General features: G+C 37.9%; 17 protein-coding genes and 1 other RNA gene. 9 read left to right on the top strand and 9 right to left on the bottom strand.

The window, feature by feature from the left end; genetic code table 11:
* Positions 1-18 precede the first annotated feature (18 nt).
* From AC04Q1_RS02025 to rnpB, 3 genes are all read left to right on the top strand, one after another.
* On the top strand, positions 19-669 hold the full coding sequence (locus tag AC04Q1_RS02025) for an SCO family protein (RefSeq protein ID WP_478361321.1): 651 nt from the start codon (positions 19-21) through the stop codon (positions 667-669).
* A gap of 127 nt (positions 670-796) precedes the next feature.
* Complete coding sequence (locus tag AC04Q1_RS02020) at positions 797-1,219, top strand: c-type cytochrome (RefSeq protein ID WP_478361319.1); 423 nt, start codon at positions 797-799, stop codon at positions 1,217-1,219.
* Between the two features lie 149 nt (positions 1,220-1,368).
* An RNA gene (rnpB, locus tag AC04Q1_RS02015) (RNase P RNA component class A) lies at positions 1,369-1,765 on the top strand.
* On the opposite strand, the gene AC04Q1_RS02010 is transcribed toward rnpB, so the two are convergent.
* Entirely contained in the window at positions 1,765-2,643 is an 879-nt protein-coding gene (locus AC04Q1_RS02010; protein WP_478361317.1) for a polyphosphate kinase 2 family protein, read from the bottom strand. The two genes, rnpB and AC04Q1_RS02010, sit on opposite strands and share 1 nt — an antisense overlap.
* Before the next feature lie 142 nt (positions 2,644-2,785).
* Here AC04Q1_RS02010 and AC04Q1_RS02005 point away from each other — a divergent pair, with 142 nt between their 5' ends.
* Together AC04Q1_RS02005 and AC04Q1_RS02000 are read left to right on the top strand one after the other, a co-directional pair.
* A complete protein-coding gene (locus AC04Q1_RS02005; RefSeq protein WP_478361316.1) occupies positions 2,786-5,236 on the top strand; it encodes a transglycosylase domain-containing protein in 2,451 nt (816 codons plus the stop codon).
* Positions 5,237-5,411: 175 nt separating this feature from the next.
* Positions 5,412-8,600, top strand: coding sequence for a peptidase MA family metallohydrolase (locus AC04Q1_RS02000; RefSeq protein ID WP_478361314.1), 3,189 nt, complete (start codon positions 5,412-5,414; stop codon positions 8,598-8,600).
* A gap of 187 nt (positions 8,601-8,787) precedes the next feature.
* Here AC04Q1_RS02000 and AC04Q1_RS01995 read toward each other — a convergent pair whose 3' ends face one another.
* Complete coding sequence (locus AC04Q1_RS01995; protein ID WP_316843709.1) at positions 8,788-9,138, bottom strand: GIY-YIG nuclease family protein; 351 nt, start codon at positions 9,136-9,138, stop codon at positions 8,788-8,790.
* A gap of 133 nt (positions 9,139-9,271) precedes the next feature.
* On the opposite strand from AC04Q1_RS01995, the gene AC04Q1_RS01990 reads away from it, so the two are divergent.
* Together AC04Q1_RS01990 and AC04Q1_RS01985 are read left to right on the top strand one after the other, a co-directional pair.
* Entirely contained in the window at positions 9,272-10,048 is a 777-nt protein-coding gene (locus AC04Q1_RS01990; protein ID WP_116249686.1) for a LexA family transcriptional regulator, read from the top strand.
* Between the two features lie 78 nt (positions 10,049-10,126).
* Complete coding sequence (locus tag AC04Q1_RS01985; protein WP_478361312.1) at positions 10,127-10,579, top strand: hypothetical protein; 453 nt, start codon at positions 10,127-10,129, stop codon at positions 10,577-10,579.
* 68 nt (positions 10,580-10,647) lie between these two features.
* Here AC04Q1_RS01985 and AC04Q1_RS01980 read toward each other — a convergent pair whose 3' ends face one another.
* Positions 10,648-11,388, bottom strand: a complete 741-nt coding sequence (locus tag AC04Q1_RS01980) for a class I SAM-dependent methyltransferase (protein WP_478361310.1) — start codon at positions 11,386-11,388, stop codon at positions 10,648-10,650.
* Between the two features lie 125 nt (positions 11,389-11,513).
* Here AC04Q1_RS01980 and AC04Q1_RS01975 point away from each other — a divergent pair, with 125 nt between their 5' ends.
* Positions 11,514-12,635 (top strand): aminotransferase class I/II-fold pyridoxal phosphate-dependent enzyme, encoded by a 1,122-nt coding sequence (locus AC04Q1_RS01975; RefSeq protein WP_478361308.1) that lies wholly within the window; start codon positions 11,514-11,516, stop codon positions 12,633-12,635.
* Complete coding sequence (gene bioD, locus AC04Q1_RS01970; RefSeq protein ID WP_478361306.1) at positions 12,636-13,244, top strand: dethiobiotin synthase; 609 nt, start codon at positions 12,636-12,638, stop codon at positions 13,242-13,244. It abuts the gene before it with no gap.
* A gap of 50 nt (positions 13,245-13,294) precedes the next feature.
* Here the strand turns inward: bioD and AC04Q1_RS01965 are convergent, their stop codons facing one another.
* The 6 genes from AC04Q1_RS01965 to AC04Q1_RS01940 all read right to left on the bottom strand — a co-directional run bounded on the left by AC04Q1_RS01965 (position 13,295) and on the right by AC04Q1_RS01940 (position 22,994).
* Positions 13,295-13,993, bottom strand: coding sequence for a GDSL-type esterase/lipase family protein (locus AC04Q1_RS01965; protein ID WP_478361305.1), 699 nt, complete (start codon positions 13,991-13,993; stop codon positions 13,295-13,297).
* A 29-nt stretch (positions 13,994-14,022) separates the two neighbouring features.
* Positions 14,023-14,922 (bottom strand): glycerophosphodiester phosphodiesterase family protein, encoded by a 900-nt coding sequence (locus AC04Q1_RS01960; protein ID WP_478361304.1) that lies wholly within the window; start codon positions 14,920-14,922, stop codon positions 14,023-14,025.
* Positions 14,923-15,186: 264 nt separating this feature from the next.
* On the bottom strand, positions 15,187-16,596 hold the full coding sequence (locus AC04Q1_RS01955; protein WP_478361302.1) for a calcineurin-like phosphoesterase C-terminal domain-containing protein: 1,410 nt from the start codon (positions 16,594-16,596) through the stop codon (positions 15,187-15,189).
* Positions 16,597-16,688: 92 nt separating this feature from the next.
* Positions 16,689-18,230 carry a DUF5689 domain-containing protein gene (locus tag AC04Q1_RS01950; protein WP_478361300.1) on the bottom strand — a complete coding sequence of 514 codons (1,542 nt, stop codon included), beginning with the start codon at positions 18,228-18,230 and terminating at the stop codon, positions 16,689-16,691.
* 10 nt (positions 18,231-18,240) lie between these two features.
* Entirely contained in the window at positions 18,241-19,809 is a 1,569-nt protein-coding gene (locus AC04Q1_RS01945; protein ID WP_478361298.1) for a SusD/RagB family nutrient-binding outer membrane lipoprotein, read from the bottom strand.
* A gap of 11 nt (positions 19,810-19,820) precedes the next feature.
* On the bottom strand, positions 19,821-22,994 hold the full coding sequence (locus AC04Q1_RS01940; RefSeq protein WP_478361297.1) for a SusC/RagA family TonB-linked outer membrane protein: 3,174 nt from the start codon (positions 22,992-22,994) through the stop codon (positions 19,821-19,823).
* Positions 22,995-23,573: the final 579 nt, after the last annotated feature.

Below are 23,573 nucleotides of genomic sequence, written 5' to 3'. Positions count from 1 at the left end.
ACATTTTAAAATAAAATCATGAATAGAATTACTGCTTACCTGGCAACATCTCTGTTAGCCATTTCCATATTCACCGCTTGTAAACAAGAAAAAAAGCTTCCCTTTTATGGTGAACGTCATGCCGAAACAATTAAAGATGCCGCTGGTGTAGAGAAAATAGACACCGTATATCAAACCATTCCTGACTGGTCTTTCTTAAATCAGGATAGTGTAATTACCACCAATAAAGCCACTGATGGTAAAGTTTATGTTGCAGATTTTTTCTTTACTTCCTGCACCACCATCTGCCCTACCATGCACCGCAATTTAATGACGGTTTACAACGATTTCAAAACCAATCCGGATGTAATGTTTGTTTCGCATACGATCGATTTTAAATACGACAAGCCTTCTGTATTAAAAAAGTATGCCCAGAAATTAGGCGTAGATGGGGCAAAATGGCAATTTCTTTATGGAACTAAAGATAGTGTATATACTTTAGCCGAAAAGAACTATTTGGTAGCCGTTGGCGAAGACAGTACTGCGAAAGACGGTTACATCCACCAGGGGTATCTGGTTCTAATTGATAAAGACAGACGGATCCGCGGTGCTTATGATGGGACTAAAGAAGAACAGGTAGAACAACTGAAAAAAGATATTCCGGTTTTATTGGCGGAGTATAAAAAGTAACAATACAGGTCGTCATCCCGATCCGATAGCTATCAGATGAAATGCAGTGGAATGAGAGATCTATCTTTATAGATTTCTCGGCTCCATTTCATTCCGCTCGAAATGACGATTTTCATAACAAAACATTATGCGCAAGTACATTATCAACGCTATATTTCTGCTTTCCCTTATCGCCATTATCGTTTCTTGCCAAAATCAGGAGACTATCGATCTTCAAAATTATATGTCGAATGGAAAAGATATTTATAAAGCCAAATGTCAGAACTGCCATGGTTCAAATGGTGAAGGACTCGGTCAGCTTGCCCCTCCCTTAACCGATTCGGTATTTTTAAAGGCGAATAAAACGCGCTTAGCTTGTTTCATCAAAAACGGAGCTAACGAATCTCTGATTATTCACGGTAAAGAATACAAGGAAAAAATGCCAGCCTTCCCTGAATTGGCAGATATTGATGTGGCGCAGGTGATGGTTTATATCACCAATTCGTTTGGCAATAAGCAGGGTTTTGTACCTTACTCGAAAGTTTCAAAAGATTTGCAGAATTGTAAATAAAGATCATTATGATGATATTTTTGATATAAACTGTATCTACGGCATCGAACGCTTTGCGCTAACCGATAAACTTACCTCCATTATAGTTTCCTCAATAAATCTTCGTGTTTTTTGTGTCTTTGTGATCAAAAAAGCCCATCTTTGCGCAAAATGCAGGTTGTTCTATCGCTGTTCCGATTTATCGGGAGAGAGGAAAGTCCGGGCAACGCAGGGCATCCCGCTTTCTAACGGAAAGGGGTTCAGGAATGAAAACCTGAATTACGGATTAGTGCAGCAGAAAATATACCGCTCCGGCTTTGGTCGGAGTAAGGGTGAAAACGTGCGGTAAGAGCGCACGAGCATTACAGGCGACTGTAGTGGTTTGTAAACCCCGGGAGTTGAAAGACCAAATAGGCTAACGTCCCGACTTCAGGTCGGGATAAAGGGCTGCCCGTCCGATGTTAGTGGGTAGGTCGTTAGAGATAAACGGCAACGTTTATAGTGGATAAATGATAGAAATCCTGAGCAATCAGGAAACAGAACCCGGCTTACAGACCTGCATTTTTTTATTCACTCAGCAAAATATTCTTTGTTTCACTTAGTTTAGCTGTTTCGTCTTCTCCCAATATGGGAAATTTAAGGTCTAAACTTTTCAATTTATCTTCAATAATTTCACTAATGGCCAAACGGGCAAACCATTTTTTGTCGGCAGGTATAATGTGCCAGGGCGAATCTTTGGTACTGGTTTCGTTAATGGCGTCTTCATAAGCAGCCATATATTTATCCCACAAGGCTCTTTCTTTAATATCACCTGATGAGAATTTCCAGTTTTTGGTTGGATCCTCTATCCTATCCAAAAACCGCTGTTTCTGTTCGTCCTTACCTACGTTTAAAAAGAACTTTAGAATTACAGTTCCATTTGCGGTTAAATGTTCTTCGAAATTTTTAATGCTTTTATAGCGCTGCTGCCAAAAATTCTTGTTAATCTTTTTTACATCAGAAAAACCTGGAATATTTTCACTTAAAATATACTCCGGATGCACTTTGCAAACCAAAACGTTTTCATAGTGCGATCGGTTATGGATACCAATCCTTCCACGCTCTGGCAAAGCCCGATAATGTCTCCATAAGAAATCATGTTCATATTCTTCCGATGTTGGCACTTTGAAACTGTACACCTGGCATCCTTGTGGATTTAGTCCACTCATTACGTGTTCTATAGCACTATCTTTCCCTGCAGCATCCATCGCCTGGAAAATAATCAAAAGTGAATGTTTTCCGGATGCATATAACTTTTCCTGTAAATGATTCAGTTCTATTTTCGAATTCACCAATGCATCTTTCGCTTTTTCTTTATTGTAACCACCAGTAAAGTCGGTTTTATGGTTTTTTAATGAAAATTTCTTCTCGCCCTGTACAATTAATCCTTTAAATTCGTTTTTCATACTTATGCACTATTTAGGTAAATCCATCTATCAATAATTTAAATATAGAACTAAAAAATAAGTAAATTAAATACGTTAATTTGCATTTAGAGTTTTTTATATTTAGCGCTACAGCTTTTACCTAAAGATCATCTTATCCAATATGTTTAAAGAGATAAAAAACAAGTACTTACGTTATTCTGCAATCGTTTTATTTTTTATAATAATTTTCTTTTCAGCACTGCAATTAAACTTTTTGTGGCTATTTGGTTACTCGCCAAGTGTTCACGACATAAAAGCACCTACGCTTCGTGTGGGCTCAGAACTCTATACGGCTGATGGAAAACTGATCGGCAGGTATTTCAAAGAGAACAGAACACCCATAAACTACGAGGAAATTGCCCCAAGTGTAATACAGGCTTTGGTGGCTACCGAAGATGTTCGTTTTTACAAACACTGGGGTATTGATGTTCAGGCGGTTGGCCGTGCTGTTATTGGTTTAGGTAAAGATGGCGGGGCCAGTACCATTACGCAACAGCTGGCCAAAAACCTGTACCGTACGCGTTACAATAAATCGCAGGGTTTATTAATCAAAATCCCTTTAGTGAGAACGCTGATTGTAAAATTAAAAGAATGGCAGACGGCGGTAAAATTAGAGTCTAACTATTCTAAAAACGACATTATTACGATGTACCTGAATACCGTTTCCTTTGGTAATAATACCTATGGAATAAAAACGGCAAGCCGTATTTACTTTGATAAAGAAGCGAAAGATTTATCGACCAATGATGCGGCCATACTCGTAGGGATGCTCAAAGGCACTACGATGTACAATCCAACCAAAAACCCTGTAAAGGCGTTAGAAAGAAGAAATGTGGTACTTGCGCAGATGAACAAGTATAAGTACCTCAGTAAAGATAGTTTAACGGCCTTATCAAAAGAGCCCCTTAAATTGAAAGAAGGTAAAATACAGGATGGTAGCGATGGAGATTCTTATTTAAGGGCTGCTGTAGCGAAATACCTTGAAAAATGGTGTACCGATAATGGTTACGATCTTTATGAAGATGGTCTGAAAATTTATACCACCATTGATTCCAGACTTCAAGGCTATGCCGAGGAAGCTGTAGCTGATCAGATGAGGATTTTGCAACGCAGGTTTTACAGCGTTTGGGGCAATGAAGATCCTTGGTATGATTCGGAAAAGCAAAAAGTTGATTATCCGGACAGAGCCATGAAAAACCTGCCCATTTATGCGCTTTTACAAAAGAAATTCCCGAATAGCCCGGATTCTGTTAAAGCCTATTTCAATAAAAAGAAGCGGATGCAGATTTTCACTTACAAAGGCGACCGTGATACTTCGTTCTCTACTCTAGATTCTATCCGCTATTACGGAAAAATCATGAATACAGGGATGATGACCATGGAGCCAGCGAGTGGAAAAATCAAAGTTTGGGTGGGTGGTATTGACCATAAATTTTTCAAATACGATCATGTTAATCAATCTAAACGTCAGGCTGGATCTACTTTCAAACCTTTCGCTTATTTAACGGCATTGGAACAAGGTATGAGCCCTTGCGATAAATTTACCGACAAACCTGTTAAAATAGCGTATCAGGATAAAGGCCAAACCAAATACTGGGAGCCAAAAAATGCCGATTATAGTATCTCCTACCGCGAAATGAGTTTGCGTTGGGCCATGGCAAAATCGGTGAATACCATAACCGCTCAGGTTACCGAAAAAGTAGGCTGGGATAATGTGGTTAAATATGCACATGAATGTGGTATCGATAGTCATTTAGAGTCTGTGCCATCGGTAAGTTTGGGTTCTAACGATGTTACCGTTTACGAAATGGTAAAGGCATACGCCACCTTTATGAATAAGGGCATTAAAACCGATCCGATTTTGGTAGAAAAGATTACGGATCAGGATAATAAAGTTATCGATGAATTTAAGCCAAAAACCAAAAGGGTTTTAACAGAAGAAATTGCCTGGTTAATGACTTACATGTTCCGTGGAGGTATGGAAGAGCCAGGCGGAACCTCACAAGCACTGTGGGAATGGCCAAATCTATTCAAGAAAAATAACCAGATTGGTGGTAAAACAGGAACATCTTCTGATTACGTTGATGCCTGGTACATGGGCTTAACCAAAGATCTGGTAACAGGTATTTGGGTAGGTTGCGACGAAAGAACGGCACACTTTAAAAACGGTGAACAGGGCGAAGGCTCGAGAACCGCATTGCCCATTTTTGCTAAATTTATGGAGAAGGTGTACCTGGATCCCAAATCGGGATATACTTATGGTGCATTTCCAAAAGCAACGGTTGATATAACAAGAAGTTATAACTGCCCTAGTCCACAGATTGTTAGAGATACAACATCAACGGATAGCGCTGTAGTAGATTCTACAGATTTTACTGTTCCTGAACTGCCTGTAACAGAAGTACCTGTAACGGTTGAACCTGAGGTTAAAAAGGAGGAGAAGAAATCTGATCCTGCTCAAACCCCACCAGCCGCTACTGTTCCTTTAACAAGAAAGGAAGAAAGAGAACTGAAAAGAAAGCAGCGTCAGGAAGAAAAAGAAAGAAAAAAGCTCGAAAATAATCAACCTTAGCCATCATTTTATTCAGAACAGCTCAGATGATATGATTATCTGAGTCATAAAGGCCGAAAACTTTTAAAAAGTGTTAAAATTTTTAATAGTGTTTTAAACTATTGCTATTTTTATTTTCCGAATCTTACCATTTCATTTTTGTAAATTATTGAACATCATTACTAAAACCACACATATGAAAATAGGCTCTACTCTATTCAAGCGGTATTCTTCCCTATTGCTCTTGCTTATTCTTTCTTTTTCTGTTAAAGCCCAATATTTCGGACAAAATAAAGTGAGGTATAAAAAACTCGATTTTAAAGTTTTACAGACACCCCATTTCGAGATTTACTATTACATCAAAAATGAAAAACTTTTAAAACGTTTTTCTCAGGATGCAGAAACCTGGTACAAGATGCACCAGGAAGTTTTTAGAGATACTTTTTTAAAGAAGAACCCTATCATTTTATATAATAACCACCCTGATTTCCAACAAACAACTGTATTAAACGGAGAAATCGGCATTGGAACTGGTGGTGTTACTGAAGCCTTGAAAAACAGAGTGATTATGCCGGTAATGGAACTTAATAGCCAAACCAGGCATGTACTAGGTCACGAGCTTGTTCACGCTTTTCAATACCACCTCCTACTCGAAAAAGATTCGATCAGTTTAGAAAATGTTGGCCAAACACCATTGTGGATGGTTGAGGGTATGGCCGAGTATTTATCAATTGGAAAGAAAGACGCATTTACTTCGATGTGGATGCGTGATGCCATGTTAAACCGCGATATCCCCTCATTAAAAGATTTAACCAATTCCAATAAATATTTTCCATACCGTTACGGACAGGCATTTTGGACTTATATCGGTTCTCAGTATGGCGATACAACCATTGTTCCGTTATTTAAAAATACCGCAAAATATGGCTACGAAAATGCGATACGGTATACTTTTGGTTATGATGATAAAACTCTATCAGGACTTTGGAAAAACTCGATAGATGCGCATTACAAGCCGATGTTAAAGGCCGATAGTTCACAGATCAAAATTACAGGTACAAAAATCATCGATAATAAAAATGCAGGAAATATGAACGTTGCTCCTGCCCTTAGTCCAGATGGAAAGTATTTGGCTTTTATGTCTGAAAAAGATCTGTTTGGTATCGATTTGTTTCTTGCTGATGCTAAAACAGGGCAAATTATCAGGAAATTGAGCAGCCAGATCTCGAACGGGCATATTGATGACTTTAATTTCATTGAGTCAGCCGGAGCTTGGTCGCCAGACAGTAAACAGTTTGCTTTCAGTATTTTTAGTCAGGGTAAAAACCAGATGATGATTATCAATGTTGCAAATGGAACTACCGTTTCGCAAACGCCTATGGATCAGGTGCAACAATTTGGTAATTTAACCTGGTCGCCCAATGGAAAAGACATCGCTTTTTCGGGTATGGTTGAAGGACAAAGTGATATCTTTTCTTACAACCTGGATACCAAAGTTGTCACGCAGATGACGAACGATGTATATTCTGATTATGCACCAAGCTACTCTCCTGACGGAAAAAAGCTGGTATTCTCATCAGATAGAGCTGCAATCCAGGCGAATGTAGTAAATGCTGTATTGCCAATCAATTTAGCTGTTTATGATATTGCGGGTAAAACAGTAAGTAATCTTGATGTATTTCCGGGGGCGAATAACTTAAATGCACAGTTCTCTGCTAATAGTCAAAATATCTATTTCCTATCCAACAGAGATGGTTTCAGGAATTTATACAAATACAATTTTGCCGATAATACGGTTGATCAGCTAACCGATTACTTTACAGGTATTAGTGGAATCACAGAGTTTTCGCCAGCAATTTCGGTTTCAACAACAGATGATATCGTATATAGCTATTACCGCTACCAACGTTATACTTTGTACAATGCTAAACTGAACAGTTTTAAAGCAAAACGGATTGGTAATCAGGAGGAAAATTTTGATGCAGCAATCCTCCCTCCTATGGAAAACATTGGGGTAAATATCATTAACTCCAACTTGAATAATTTCGACCGTTTCGAGAAAATCATTGCCGATTCGATGAAAACGGTTCCTTACAAACCGAAATTCAGGTTAGATTATCTGGCAAATAGCGGTGTTGGTGTTTCAACGAGCCGTTTTGGAACAGGTGTTTCAGGTGGTATTGTTGGTATGTTCAGTGATATCTTGGGCACGAACCAGATCATTGCAAATTTATCGGTAAATGGAGAGATTTACGATTTTGGTGGATTGGTAGGCTACATCAATCAAAAAAGCAGGATAAACTGGGGTGCAGCCGTTTCACATATACCTTATGTATCTGGATTTAGGTCGTATGGCTATGAGAATATCACTGTGGGTAAAGATCAGGCCGGGAAGGATCAAACCATTAATGTGCTTTCAGACCGCACAGATATCATTAGAACCTTTGAAGACCAGATTCAGGTTTTTGGTGCTTATCCGTTCAGTAAAATTCACCGGTTTGAATTAGGCGGTGCATTTTCTCATTACAGCTACAGGATCGACCGCTATAGCAACTATTATGATGATGCTGGTTTTTACAGAGGATCAGATAAAAGCAGAATTTCTAACGATGTTGCTTCTCAAGATTACGGTATTCCATTTAATTCTTTCACCCTTTATCAGCTGAATGCTGGTTTTGTTGGTGATAACTCAATATTCGGTTTAACTGGTCCACTTGATGGTTTCAGATATCGTGTGAGTGGAGAAAAATACTTTGGCACCTACAACTTTGCAGGCGTAACTGCAGATCTTCGTAAGTATTGGAGAGCTAAACCGGTAACTTTTGCCGTAAGAAGTTATAATACCTTAAGAATTGGTAAAGATGCCGACAGGCTTTATCCGATGTACGTAGGTTATCCTTATTTAATTAGAGGATACGAATCGAACTCGATTTACAAAAGTACCTCAGCCCAATCGTCGGAGTCGTTTGACATTAATCAGTTAACAGGAAGTAAAATAGCAGTTTTTAACTTTGAAGTCCGTTTACCTTTTACCGGACCTAAAAAATTAGCGGCAATACCTTCTAAATTTTTATTTTCAGATCTGAATTTATTCTTTGATGCTGGATTGGCCTGGACAAACGATACTAAAGTAAAATTCAAAAGCGAACCAACTTACACTTCAGAGCCAGTATTAGACAATAATGGTGTACCGGTTAAAGATGATAATGGAAATCCAGTTACTTATCAGGCCACAACAGAGCGTGTGCCGGCAATGAGTGTTGGTATATCGGTACGGGTAAATGTTTTCGGTTATTTTGTATTAGAGCCTTATTATGCCATTCCTTTTCAACGTAAAGATGTTAAAACCGGAGTATTTGGTTTAACGTTTGCACCTGGATGGTAAAATTGAATGACCGAAGGAGAGAACAACTGAATGAACGAATAATTGAATGATTTAATTAGTGCTTGAATCATTCATTAAATTAAATGAGATGCTTGAATAATTGGAAACTATATCCTGATCATTCAAGCATTTTTTATATTTCTTCATTCTTATCTGATTATTTAAAACATTTGCAACTTAAATTTGATTAAGATAAGCTCGAAAACGAAAGTTTAACTTGATTGGTAATGTTTCTTTCCAAAAGGATATTTTCGAAATCGAGGCCTATGGTTAAATCAATCCAATCCGGATTACAAGATCTTACTAAACGTTCTTTCTGCATCCGTGTAAACCTGCTAATGGATTTAAAGCGAAGCAAAGCCTGCGCTTCTGTTTTAAATTCTTCAAAATAAACCAAACGCGTTAATTGCTGACCACTATCAAAAAATAAGTTTGGCATCTGTTTATAGAAATCCAGGGTTTTAATCAAATCTGAGCTCATGCCCACGTGCATACTTGTACGATTTCTGTCGGTAACGATATAAACAAACTTTTTCATGATCTTGTGTCTAAAAATTAAAACTAAACTATTTAGTATACCTTCTTGCAATTCAAAATAATATTACTAACTTTATGAGCATAAAATTACTAACTATTTTAGTAATTCCAAATTTATTTTAAAATTTATTTTTATGTCAAATATTTCAAATAATTTAAAGTACCTCAGGAAGAAAAAAGGCCATACACAGCAGAATTTCGCTGATATTATGGAAATCAAGAGATCACTTATCGGTGCTTATGAGGAAGACCGGGCAGAACCTAAATATGATTTGCTAAAAAAAATAGCTGAATATTTTGATTTGACCATTGATGAATTTATCAATGAGAAGATATCTGACAGCTGGAAACCTAAGCCAAAAAGCCAGGGATCAAACTTAAGGGTGCTTAGTATTTCTGTAGATCAGAACGATCGGGAGAATATCGAATTAGTTCCCGTTAAGGCAAGTGCTGGTTATTTGAATGGTTTTTCAGACCCACAATACATTAGCGATCTTCCAAAATTTCAACTTCCTTTAGCGGCATTAAGACAGGGTACCTTTAGGGCATTCGAAATTATGGGCGATAGTATGTTACCCGTTCAACCTGGCAGCGTAATTATTGGCGAATATCTGGATAACTGGAATGAAGTAAAAACCGGAGAAACCTACATTGTAATTAGTAAAAATGAAGGTGTAGTGTATAAAAGGGCTGGTAACCGTTTCAGAGAAAATAAAGATTTGAAACTGATATCTGATAATAAGGTATATGACGCTTATACCATCGCAGCTGAAGACATCCTAGAAATCTGGAGAGCTAAAGCTTATATATCTACGTCATTGCCCGAGCCTGCACCAGATCCAACAATGGAAACACTGACCCAAATGATGGCGCAAATGCAGAAATCAATTTCGCAATTAAATAAAAATTAACACTTTTTAACAACAGCCGATTAAACCGTTTGCATTTTTATGTATCTATTGATTTAACAAACACATAAAAAACATAACATGAAAAAGGTAATTTTAACAATAGCAATTGCAGTAATGGGTTTAACCGCTGCATTTGCTCAAGACACAACCAAGCGTGCAAGACGGGCAATGCCTAAAATGACCGCAGAACAAAGAGCAGAACGAGTAACTTCGAGATTAGAGAAAGAGTTAAGCTTAACAGCTGATCAGAAAACGAAAATCTATGCCATTCAATTAGACAATGCAAAAAAAATGGAAACCTGGAGATCTGCTGATCAAGGCGACATGAAAGGTAAGATGAAGGAGCGCAAAGCGGCCATGGATGAGCAAAAAACTAAAATTGATGCCGTTTTAACCGCGGAGCAGAAAACAAAAATGGATGCTTTCCGTGCCGAAGCAAAAGAAAAGGGTGAAAAAATGAGAAAAGGAATGGGTGGCAGAGGCAAAAAAGATAAGGCACCAGTAGTTTCTAATCCTCCAGCACAAGGATAAATGAAGTAATAAGTAATTAATTATATTTTTGAAAGCGTTCCGATTATTCGGGGCGCTTTTTTTATGCCTTATAATTCCTTTTTCACTGCAGACACAATTAAAAACATTGGTCGGCGGAGTTCGTGCTTCATTTCTGGAATTGTTAACAAATCCTGATCACTAGGCGTGGGTTCCACAAGTGCCTTGATTTCAAAACCATTATGAATTAGACTTCCGATGTATGAAGTTAATGTTCTATGGTATTTTACCACATCTGTACCTAAAAAATTTGCGGTACGTTTACCCTCCACAAAATAATGATCGAGCGGCCAATGCAATGGCTTTCCGTTCTCATCATAAGTCCAGTCCTGTTTGCCCTGAGCGGTAAACACGGGATGCTCCACAGAAAAAACGAAACTTCCGCCTCTTACCAGGCTTTTATTAATCTGCAAACAGATTTCGTCAAAAGAAGCGAGATAATGAAAAGACAGTGAACTGATGACAACATCATAACTATTCTGCCCGAAATCAAAATCTTCAATAGCACTTAGCTGATAATCAATCTTTGTGGACGAATTCATTTCACGAGCCTTTTTTAACATATTTTCGGATAAATCAATGGCCACGACTGATTTTGCGCCATGTTCTACCGCGTATTTAGCGTGCCAGCCAAAACCACAACCCAGATCGAGTACATTTTTATCCTTAAAGTCAGGAAAAAGCCCTTGAAGAATATGCCATTCGCCAGCTCCATCCAATCCCTTTACCGAACGGTTCATTAAACTATATTGCTTAAAAAAATCCTTATCGTCGTATTTATTCTCTTGCATAAATTGAATTCAGACTGCAAATTTATAAATTAAAAATTGTAGCCTTATGTTATCTATACATTCGGTAAGCAGACATTTTTTTTGAAAGATTTATATTTATAAGCTGCTTTATTTACTTTTGACCAATGAGCAGAATTGAACAGTTTCTAAACGGTAAACTTCAGGAGCGAAAAGACAATCTATCGATCAGGAATTTATCAACAAACATCCCTCCTGTCGATTTTTGTTCAAATGATTATCTGGGTTTTGCCAGGTCTGCTGAATTAAAAAAACTGATCAGCAATGCTGTAGCAACACTGCCCAATTACCTAAATGGCGCGGGAGGCTCACGATTATTAAGCGGCAACACAGCATTTATTGAAGAAACTGAACGATTTATAGCCGATTTTCATGAAGCGGAAAGCGGATTAATCTTCAATTCGGGTTATGATGCGAATGTAGGACTGTTATCAAGCGTTCCTCAACGTGGCGATACCATCATTACCGACGAGCTGATCCACGCAAGCATTATAGATGGCTGTAGGTTAAGCCATGCAACACGTTATAAATTTCTGCATAACGATATAAATGATCTGGAGAACAAACTTAAACTTGCTAAAGGCAATATATTTGTTGTAGTTGAAAGCATTTATTCCATGGATGGTGATATGGCCCCATTAACCGAAATTGCTTATTTCTGTCAACTATATAAGGCCAGCTTAATCGTAGATGAGGCGCATGCGACAGGTATTTTTGGTAACCAGGGCCGTGGATTGATCAACCATCTTGATCTCACCGATCAGGTATTTGCACGCATCGTAACTTTTGGGAAAGCCATGGGTACGCATGGAGCCATTGTTTTGGGGAGCAAAAATTTGCGCCACTACTTAATTAATTTTGCCAGATCATTTATTTACACTACCGCAGCGCCCATTCATAATATTGTAGCCATCAGGTCGGCCTATCATTTGTTAAATGATTTTGACCACCAGCTGGTCCATCAAAAGATTGCGTTGTTTAGAAAGGTCTTAATGGAAAAGAATATTAATGCTCTGGCAAGCGAAAGCACTATCCAAGGGGTCTTATTTTCATCAAACGAAGCAACCAAGCTAGCCGCAACCAGCTTGCAAAACAAAGGCTTTGATGTTCGGGCGATATTAAGTCCAACGGTAGCCTTAGGAAAAGAACGCTTAAGAATCTGCCTGCACACTTTTAATACCGATGATGAAATTATTTCATTGGGTAATCATCTTAAAGAATTGAATTAAATGGCTACATATTTTATTACAGGAATCGGAACAGGAATCGGAAAAACATTGATTAGTGCCATCTTAACCGAGAAATTAAAGGCAGATTATTGGAAACCGATCCAATCTGGGGATTTAGAAACCAGCGATAGCTTAACTATCGAAAAATTAATCAGCAACACAAAAACGGTTATTCATCCCGAAAGCTATAGGCTAACACAGCCGCTATCGCCTCATTTATCGGCTAAATTAGACGGAATTGACATTGATCTTCACAAAATAAATATCCCTGAAACAGATAACGATTTAATTATTGAAGGTGCAGGTGGTTTAATGGTGCCTTTAAACGAAAAAGAACTGATTATCGATTTAATCAAAAAATTGAATGTAGAAGTAATATTGATCTCTCAGCACTATCTGGGCAGTATTAACCACACGCTTTTATCAGTTAATCTCCTAAAACAGTATGAAATCCCAATTAAAGGTATCATTTTTAATGGCGGGGAGAATCTGGAAACAGAAAGGTACATCCTTCAATATGCCAAAATAAAAAGGCTAGGTTATGTACCTGTCTTAAAAAACATTGATAAAGAGGAAGTGGAGGCAGCTGGCCAAAACCTTTTAATTTAATAAGTTAGTAAGAAGCAATTTTTTGAAACTTGACTTCTTACTAAATCTTATTATTTCTCTGTCAAATAACCACTTTGTTTCAGGAAATCTGCCCAAACCTGATATCCAGCAGGGATAAGGTGCAGGCCATCCTTGGTAAGTTCAGCCTTTAAATGTTTATCCTTATCGGTAAAATTCGGATATAGATCAATAACCGTTACATTTTTTGTCGCGAATTTTCTGATTTCGTCATTTAACCAAAGAATGTGTTCGTCTTTGCCATAATGATTTTTAAACTTTTCGAAAGCACTATTCACGGGCAAAAGTGTATTGAAATAAATATGTGTTTTCTTAGAACCTTTTCTGATGCGGGTAACCATCGTTTTGTAATTCTTCAGAATCACGCTATCTGGAATATTCCTCGAGATATCGTTTATTCCGATCAGGATAAAAACCTTGGCGGGCTTACCATCTATTACATCTTGCAACCGTTCTAACACACCAAAAGTAATATCACCGGAAATTCCCCTGTTTTTTGCATGGGGAAGATCTAAAAGTTTTGCCCAGTCTGTTCCAGCGGTAATGCTGTTGCCTAAAAAAACGAAATCCTTTTTCGATTTTGGATCGGCTTTAAACTTTGCTACCTGCTCTATATACTTCCCTGGGCGATAGGTGCTGTCCCATTTAACTTCCTGTGCTTGTAATGCTGTAAAATTCAGCACCAACACGGAGCAAGAAATTAATAATAGCCTATTAAAAAGTGCTTTCATATGATATCTGGTTATTAGGGCCTAAAATACTATTTTGCCTGAACTAAAATATCCGGATAATCGGAAATAATCCCATCCACATTTAAAGCCTTTAATTTTTGGATATCGGCTAAAGTATTGGCTGTCCACGGAATGATTTTCACACCATCGGTATGCGCTTTTTTAACCAGCTCCTCATTCACCATCTGCCAAACCGGACTTAAAATAAAAGGTTTAAATCCTAAATCGGCAATATTTTCTTCGTAAGTTTTTTTATTGGCAACCAAAAAAGATGTTTTCATTTTTGGATACTTTTCATGGATAATCTGGATTGTCCTTTTATCGAAAGACTGGATCACTACAAAATCGGCGATCTTTTTCTTCATGATTACATCCATTAAAAGCTTAACAAATTCTTCTGGTTTAGGGTTGGTAATGCCATCTCCGCTCTCGCTGCACTTGGTTTCGATGTTATAGAAAAATTGCTTGCGTTTATTGGCTTTAATATCGTTCTGAACGGCATCAATCAAATCAGATAGTAAAGAAAGATGTGTTTTTTCTTTTTTCTGTTGAGGAAACAGATCATAATATTTGGTACCCAGATCAAATTTCATAATCTCATCATAATTCATCCCGAAAATCGGATATTTCTTAGCATCTGTTGCCGGGATATCTTTTCCTTCAGGCGTAAGCATAAATGCAGGACTTAAATAGTCATCATGTGTAACCACTACTTTACCGTCTTTAGAGATATGCGTATCCATCTCTAAAGTTGTGATTCCTTCGATCTTCATGGCGTTTAACATGGCCAAAATGGTATTCTCGGGCATCAAGCCTCTTCCACCACGATGTGCTTCGGCACTAAATGCAGGGAATTTAATTTCCTGACTATTCGATTTTACCGCGAATGCAGATAAAAGAACAAAAATTGCTGTTTTTGTAAGTTTCATATTGAAATGTGGCTTTATTTTGGCGTCAGATGTTTCCATCTGGCGCCATTAATCTAATCAAAGTTTATTTTTTGAAGCACCTATCGGATGGTAACATCCGACAGCACAGATATTCATTAATTTTTAGCGGCATAAAATGTTATTATTCCGCCATGTCGATTAATTTGCAATATAGTAGTGTTAAATGTGATCAAGTGAGGAGATTAATTAAATTTACATTAATTTTTCCACGAAACTGTCGGATAGTAATATCTTACAGCACCACTAAGCATCAATTTCTGCTTCAAATTTTTCTCCGAAACGATCGGTAGCCACAACCCTTACTTTTTTAACCGATGGCTCAAAATGCGCCATAAATAAGTGATCAGTAGATCTTGGCTCCACAAATGGTCTCGGATTTGGTAATTTATCACCCTTATACAGTTTAAGGGCCAACGGATCGTATCCATCCTGTTGCGCCAATACTCCCATCGCTTTTCCATCCAAAAAATATTCTACTTTCCATTCAGGATCATAATTCCAAACATTGGCAATTAACCTTTTTTGATTGGTTAAGGTATCTACATAAATATCGAGCTGTTCTTTTCGGTCTCTGCCTGTAGATTTGTAGTACCATTTTAAATTAGTGCCATCCACTTCGTAAACACCATAACCACGTGGGGTTCCATCCTCACAAATCGGACCTGTCCACCAGCCACCGCAAACGGTACCATGGTTATGTTCGTAAATGCCGTTCTTGATTACATTTTTGTTAAAATGCGTGTGGCCTGACATAATGTGAACGTTTTTAAAATCTTTGAGGACAGCATAAAAATCTTCGTTATTTTTAACGGAGTTATGCACCGGAATGTGGAGACAGATAATCAATAGTGCATCTTTGGGCACCAGCTGAAGATCTTTAGCCAACCATTTAAGCTGTGTTGGTGTAATGTAACCGTCATAAGTTCTTTCTACCCCTAAATAGCGAACATCATCCAAAACAACGTAATGGGCCTTACCTCTATTGAACGAATAATATGTAGGTCCATAATGGGCCTGAAAAGTACGGTCTGAGGTCTCATCCCCTCCTTGTCTGTAATCCTGATCATGATTACCTAAGGCCTGAAAAAAAGGAATCCCTATTTTAGCGATGGCCTCATCATAAGCTGGAAACAGATCGAAATTATCCCAAACCAAATCGCCCACACCAATACCGTGAACAAGTTTTTTTCCCATTCCCCTTACCACATCCCTTGTATCGGGCACAGAAGTTTCCATCATTTGCTGAACATCTTTTTTGTTCTTTACCTGTGGATCGGCCCAAATGATAAAATTATGTTTGTTGTCGTCTTGTTTTAACGGCTTGAGATCGAAATTTAATTGACCTGCGGTATCTGGTTTGTAATAGTGACGCGCAATACTGCTTTCGGTTTTGAATTCATAGCCGGATGGCGTACTGATCCAAACGAAACGGGCAAGTTCATGCAATTGAATCTGATAATTACCTGTTTTATCGGTTTGTACCACACTGTAACCGTCCGAAATTACTACGCCTGCAACCGCTTTTCCTTTACTGGTCACAGAGCCCCTCACTAATCCATCTACAGAAAACAAAGATGATGGGAAGGATTTTAAGCTGATGAAAACTGTTGAAGTTAATAAAGTTGATTTTTGTATAAATGATCTTCTGTTCATAGGATGTTTGTTGTGATGATATCGAATCATCCATATAAAATTCAATGGGATTAAAAAGGGTCAGTTATTGCTAGCTGACCCTTTATTTTTATTTAATTTACAAGGGATGTACCACCCTCAATAGCTGTTAGTGGGGAAGTTACCGTTAACGGAACATTGGTCAGTGATCTTCCATTTACCCATCTGCCGGATGTAGCATCGTAAACGCCGCCTAATTTTGCAAAACTAGTAGCAGCTGGGAAGGATAAACGAGTTGAATTGGTTCCTGCTCCATAAAACAACTGCGATCCACGAGTCGAGGGATTAAAAGTGGTGTAAAAATCGTTAATGGTAATTCTATATCCAACCTCTGGCGGGCCAGCCGAATAAAAGTTTCCATTTGCTCCACCATAAAAGATTACATCTAATGGTGTTGAAGTTACTGTAGCTGCAGTCCCTTCAAAAACCGCAATACCAGCAACATTACCGCTGTTAGCTAATAAGTTATCAGTTTTCGAACCGATTCCATCTGCTCCCACAGCGCCTGTAGCAACAGAATAATCTACACTTCTTATCCATTTAGCGCCGCTAATATCTGTAGAAAGAACGCTCGAAGAGCCATTAATTCTTTTCGGGGTACCACCAACATAGAAATACTCGCCTTTACTCACGGTTCCACTGGTGAGGTTAAACTTATAAGTTCTTGCTCCTCCTGTATTCCAGCCCTGGGTTGGGAATGTAGTTGCACCTGCATTATTATTTGTATATACCGAAAATGGAGTGGTAGCAAAATTAATATCCCGTGTAGCAAGAAACTGGATATATTCATTATTAGCATCTCCTCCATTTGGATCAACAAGAAAGCCTGAAATTACTATAGGAGAAAGTTTAGGTAATGCAACAAATACAAAATCATTTTCCTCACGCATCCACAATTGGATTTGATTAACGCCATTTGTTGGAATGATAAATGGAATTCCTGTGAAATTCCCTGTAGGTGACAATGCTTTTGAAGCAAAAGTGGCTGTTGCTTCTGTATGAATAATTGCTTTCCCATATCCATCATTTATCGTTTTTTCACCACTATAGGTAGCTCCGGCTACTATTTCTGGTTCGTAAATGGAATTAGCAATAGTAACGAGCGTACTTTCAAAAGTATTTGGTGCGGCTAACATTGCAGCTGTATTAACTACTAACATTTTTGGCGTTTTACCACTAGCTATTTTGGTAATTGCGCTAAGTTGAACACCTGTAATTTGTAAAATACCATTTACACGCTTTAACGTTGCGCCTTCAACTTTAACATGAATAGAATCGCCTGGAATAAATTTTGAAGCGTCGGCACCAAGATTAAAAGCCATACCTCTTAATGAATCGATTCCATTGCCTGCCAGCCTACTGTTTTGCATAATTAATAATCCTGTAGGAGAATTTCCCGATCTAAAATCTGATATTACCACACCTTTAACCAAAGTTGCACCAGCCATTAATTCTGATGTAAGTTGTACGTCTCCGCCTTTATAAAGTTTTTTTAAATCGAAGTTGGCGATAAAAGAACTTGGCAGAATCTTAATGTAATCGTCTTCTCTCTTACATGCGGTAAAAATGCAAGCCGTTAGTACTAGTAAAAGGATATAGTTTAATGTCTTTTTCATATTCTGAATATTAAGGTTTTTGCCACCAAACCAATGTATTGATATCATCGGTGCCTTGAGCGGCTACTGCATTTTTGTAACCTGTTGGGTTTGTAGATTGCGTAATTAACGGATAATTTAATCTTGCCGGCATTCTGCCACCATTTTCTAAGCCATTACCCTTTGGTATAAATGGATGACCAGTTCTTCGATACTCGAACCACTGTTGAAAATCTACCAAAAACATGGCATAATATTTTTGCAAGTGGATCAATTCCATTTTACTTGCTGTACCTGCTGTTACATTATCTAAAGGAAGTGTGTTATCCCAATCGATGTCTGCAGTAACTGCATAAGCTTTTATTAATGGATCGTTTGGATTTGTAAATAAAGAAGGTAACCAATAATTAATCGCATCACCTATCCCTTTGTAGTAATAGGTTTCGCCGCTTGTATTAATCCATCCTTTCGCTGCTGCTTCTGCTAAAATAAAATCGACTTCAGCAGCATTCATAATAATACCAGTAAAGGCATCCGTCTGAAGTGTAATCCCATTAGTGACCTGAGCATCAGAATAAAAATATGCTTGTTTCACTACAGAACTACCGGCAGCGTAACCACTGGGAACGCCAATGTACCCTCCAGGACCTTGCGCAATTCCCCAACGGCCAATATTGTTTCTTCCGTATTTTGTATCTATTCGTGGATCGGCCCATGTAGTCAGGTTATCCATAAAAAACTTAGTAATTGCCGGAGTTCTAAAATCTACAGCACGAATACTCATAAAAGGTGATGAATACACTGCAGTGCTGCTGTTTGTACCATTCCAAAGAATTTTAGCTGTTTGGCTATTGTCTTGAATAATTGGATATTTGGCTGGATTAGTATCAATCATTTCTTTGATCTTGGCTATTACCTGGGCACTAACCTCTGATTTTCCTGCAATGCGCATTAAAAGTCTTAGATATAAAGAATTGCCTAATCTACGCCATTTAGTTACATCACCCTGGTATACTGGGTCGCCGGTGGCTATAATTGCGGCTCGCTCGCTTAATAGGGTATTTGCTTCTTCTAACTTTTTAAATAAATCCAGATAGATATCTTTTTGTTTATCAAAAATTGGCTCCAAAATCCCTTCCTTACCTTGGTTTGCTTGCGTGTATGGCACATCACCGTAAACATCTGTAAGTAATTGAAATACCCAGGCTTCAGTGATTTTAGAAATTGCCTGATATGATTTATTTATAGAACCAGCCTCACTCGCAATGGTGTTGATGTTTCTTAAATTAGTAAGTTCAGGATACCATGCATTCCAGGTTTGATCTGCAACATTGCGTCTTACGTCATACCTAAATATTCTTCCCTCACCATCGTTAATGTCTACAGTAACTTGCATCAGCTCATTATTGAAACTACGATTTCTACTCATGTTGGCACTTAAAACATTCACCAATGCTGGCGCCAATAATTGGTTTGCTGTTGTTGTGCTTTTTCCAATTGGATCTGTATTAACTTCATTAAAATTTTTCTTACAAGAAAAAAACGAAATGCTAATAACAAATAATAATGTGTAACCGGATATGTTTTTAATATTTTTCATTTTCTTTTTAATTAAAGGCCTACAACTAAACGTACACCATAAGATCTGGTTGATGGCAATTGCCCGGTTTCAAAACCCTGCACAATGTCAGTTCCCGATAAGGTACCAAACTCAGGATCGAACGCCGGCCATGGTGACCAAATAAACAGGTTACGGCCATACGCACCGATGGTAAGCTTGGTGAAGCCAATTTTTCTAAGAAACATTGGGCCGAAAGAATAAGTGATGTTTGCCTCTCTAAACTTTAGATAATCGGTACGGAAAATACTTCCCTCTGCTTGATCAGATCCATATAGTGAGGTATAGAAATTCTCCAGATTGGTAGCCACAACATCATTGGTACGATAGGTACCATCTGTGTTTTGCACCACTCCATCGCCAACCACACCATTATAACGACCAGGCAATGTTAAAGCCAATTTACCAAGCGCAGCCATTCTCGAGAATGTTAATGAATGTGCCACGGCTCCCAACTGCGCATCGAACAATCCTGAAAGCGTAAAACGATCATAAGTTATTGTTGTACCAAAACTAAATCTAAATTTTGGCATTGTGTTACCTAAGTAAATGAGATCTGTGCCAGTTTTTGCATTACCGGTTGTCGCGTCATATACAATTTGACCATCTGGAGAGCGAACAAATCCCCTACCGTATAAATCGCCCATACTACCTCCAACGTTGGCAACAATTTGTCCGCCACCTAATGCTCCGGTCCTTAAAACAACCGAACTATCTGCTAATTCTATAATCTTGTTTCTATTTGCGGTAAACGTTCCGTTAAGTTGCCATTTAAATTTCTTTGTTTGCAACGGTGTTCCGCTGATGGAAACCTCCAAACCTTTGTTTTGCACTTCGCCTACGTTAAATACAGCTACATTATAACCGGTAGCACGATCTACAATTCTACTTAAAATTTGATTTTTTGTATTTCCTGAGTACGCAGCGAAATCAAAGTTTAATCTATTTTTAAATAATCGTAATTCTGTACCTAATTCAATTGTTGTAGTTTTTAATGGCTTTAAGTTTGGATTTGGCAAAATACTTGGGTTAGTCATTGCGCTATCCGGATAAATTCCGTTAGAGGCTAAACTGTAGTTATAAGCTGTACGATATGGCGTAGTACCACCACTACCTACTTGAGAAATTGATGCTCGTAACTTAAAAAAGCTGATGAATTTTGGCATTTCCCAAAGATCTGATGGTACAAATGATGCACTTGCCGATGGATAAAAGAAACCCACGTTATCCGTTCTAAATGGAGTGGCTAAAGTACTGTTCCAATCTTGACGACCGGTAATATCCAAGTATAAATAATTTTTAAAGCTGAATGATAACAATGAATAAAAACTGTTAATTCTATATCTCGCTGTGTCTGGTACTGATATTAAGGGATTTGCATTATTAGTCAAACTATAAATCCCTGGAATAACTAATCCATCAGCTCTTAGTTCACCTTTTTTATATTCATTCCGCATTTGGCTACCACCCACGGTTGCATTCATTTGAATGGATGGCGAGATCTTTTTATTATATCTCAATAAGAAATCAGCATTAATCTCATAAGAATTAATATTTTGTTGACGATAAGACCCCTGAGCAAATTTATTGCCTGCAGCATCATAAGGACGTTGTGTATCGCGAATATCATGGTTATAATCTACCGATCCGCGAACCATTAAACTCAACTCGCTGGTAAGTTTATAAGTAGCTTGTAAGCTTCCCAATAATCCATTTCTGCGCTGTTTATTAAGATATTGCTCTGATATGGCGTATGGACTTTCCGGATTCGTAGTGGTTATATTAACAAACTGTTCATTCACGCGTCCGTTAGCCCAATAATCTTTATACCAGTCTGTATTTACGTTTGGTTGCGCAAACATAAACCAATACATTAACGATTGATTACCGTATCCTGTAGCCGGTAGGTTATCACTATGTCTATTATTATAGATGGCTTTAAATTGAATATTTAACTTTTTCGTCACATCAGAATTAGCAGAGTAAGACAATGAGGTACGCTCTAAGCCAGTGTTCGGAACAATCCATTCATTGTTACCATGCGAAGCCGAGAATCTCATCGCTACACCTTTGTACGTTCCATCTAAACTCACTGCGTTTGAAGATTCAAAACCAGTCTGGAAAAATGCATCAACAGGATTTTCGTAAGCTACCCATGGCGTTCGGGTTGTTCCTCTTGTTTTAGTAGTTGGATCGTATTGAAAAAAGCTTGTCCCTTGATTAAATGGTGCTCCCCAGCTTGCACTTGTTGCGTTTGTACTCGCACCATCATCAGAAGCGCCGTAAGAGAAATAATTTACACCAAATTGGCCTTGCCCGAATTCACTTTGAATTTCAGGACTTTTGTTCACTTTCTCCCAGGTACTATTGGATGTAAAAGTGATTGATAGTTTTTTTCTTGATTTATTACCTGATTTGGTGGTAATGATGATTGCACCATTCGCGCCGCGCTGACCATAAAGTGCCGATGCACCCGGTCCTTTCAGTACGGTAACACTTTCAATATCATCGGGATTTAAATCGTTTAGTGCAGAACCAAAATCGGGTGGCATAATGTCTCCCGATGTTCCATAAACACCTCCGGATGAAGCTGCAGTTCTTCTGGCAGAACTACTGGCTACAACTCCGTCTATTACAATTAACGCTTCGTTATCACCAGTAAGGTTATTTTCGCCACGAAGAATAATTTTATTTGAAGCCGCGGGTCCGCTGTTTCTTATCAAATTTAAGCCTGCTACTTTCCCTGATAAGGCGTCCGTCCAGTTACTGGCTACTGCATTTGTAAATTCGTTACTATCAATCTTGGTTGTTGCATAACCCAAGGCCTTTTCTTCACGTTTAATGCCCAAAGCTGTAACAACAACATCATTTAATGTACTGGTAGATGATTGCAGCCTTACAACAGCATTATTGTCATTGTTATTAAAAACTTTAGAAAGGGTTTTGTAACCGACCATATTATATAAAACGGCAGTTCCCTTAGGAATACTGATGGAATAATTACCTTTCTCATTGGTTACCGCCAAAAACTTTTTATTGTTGTCGGTTATGGTGGTTCCAATTAATACTTGTCCATCCTCGTCATCCAAGACAGTCCCTTTAATTACTATATTTTGGGCGGGGTTCTGCGCAAAACTTTCGTTCACGCCGATTAATTGTATAACCATTGCGCATAGCAGAATGCTAAAGCGTTTTAGCGTGACCTTAATAAAAGTGTTGCCCTTTTTCTGATGATGCTCAGGCTTACTTTTCTTTACATGCAGAACGCACTGATACCAAGAAATCTGTTGAGTAAAATTTATAATCATAATCATTTATATATCCGGTTAGCAATTGGGTTCACAACTTCGATTTATTTCGTCCGGATTTGCGGGCAAAGTAAGCCTGTTTGTGTTAAAACTATGTTAAGCAAATATTAATGTATTAAAGACAGTCTTTAAATGTTACGTTTAGTTTGATTTTGCTTACTATAAGTTTCGTTATATAAAATTATAAAAACAAATCGAAACTAAAAATAATAAAGATTATCAACAACAAACATTCATTAACTGAATGATTAAAAAGACAACAATTCGAATGATAGGAGAAAATAACGCAACAGTACGTTTATCAGGTTAGCATGCAAAAACGCTAAAAAAATCCATAAAAAGCTGGAAAACGGACTTTTTTATGGCAAGAAGCGTGAACACAACAATAAGATGTAATAATGTTATTACAAATTGAAAAAATACACATCAATAGACTTC

Source organism: Pedobacter humicola (assembly GCF_056490705.1).
This window is presented reverse-complemented; position numbering and strand designations above follow the sequence as displayed.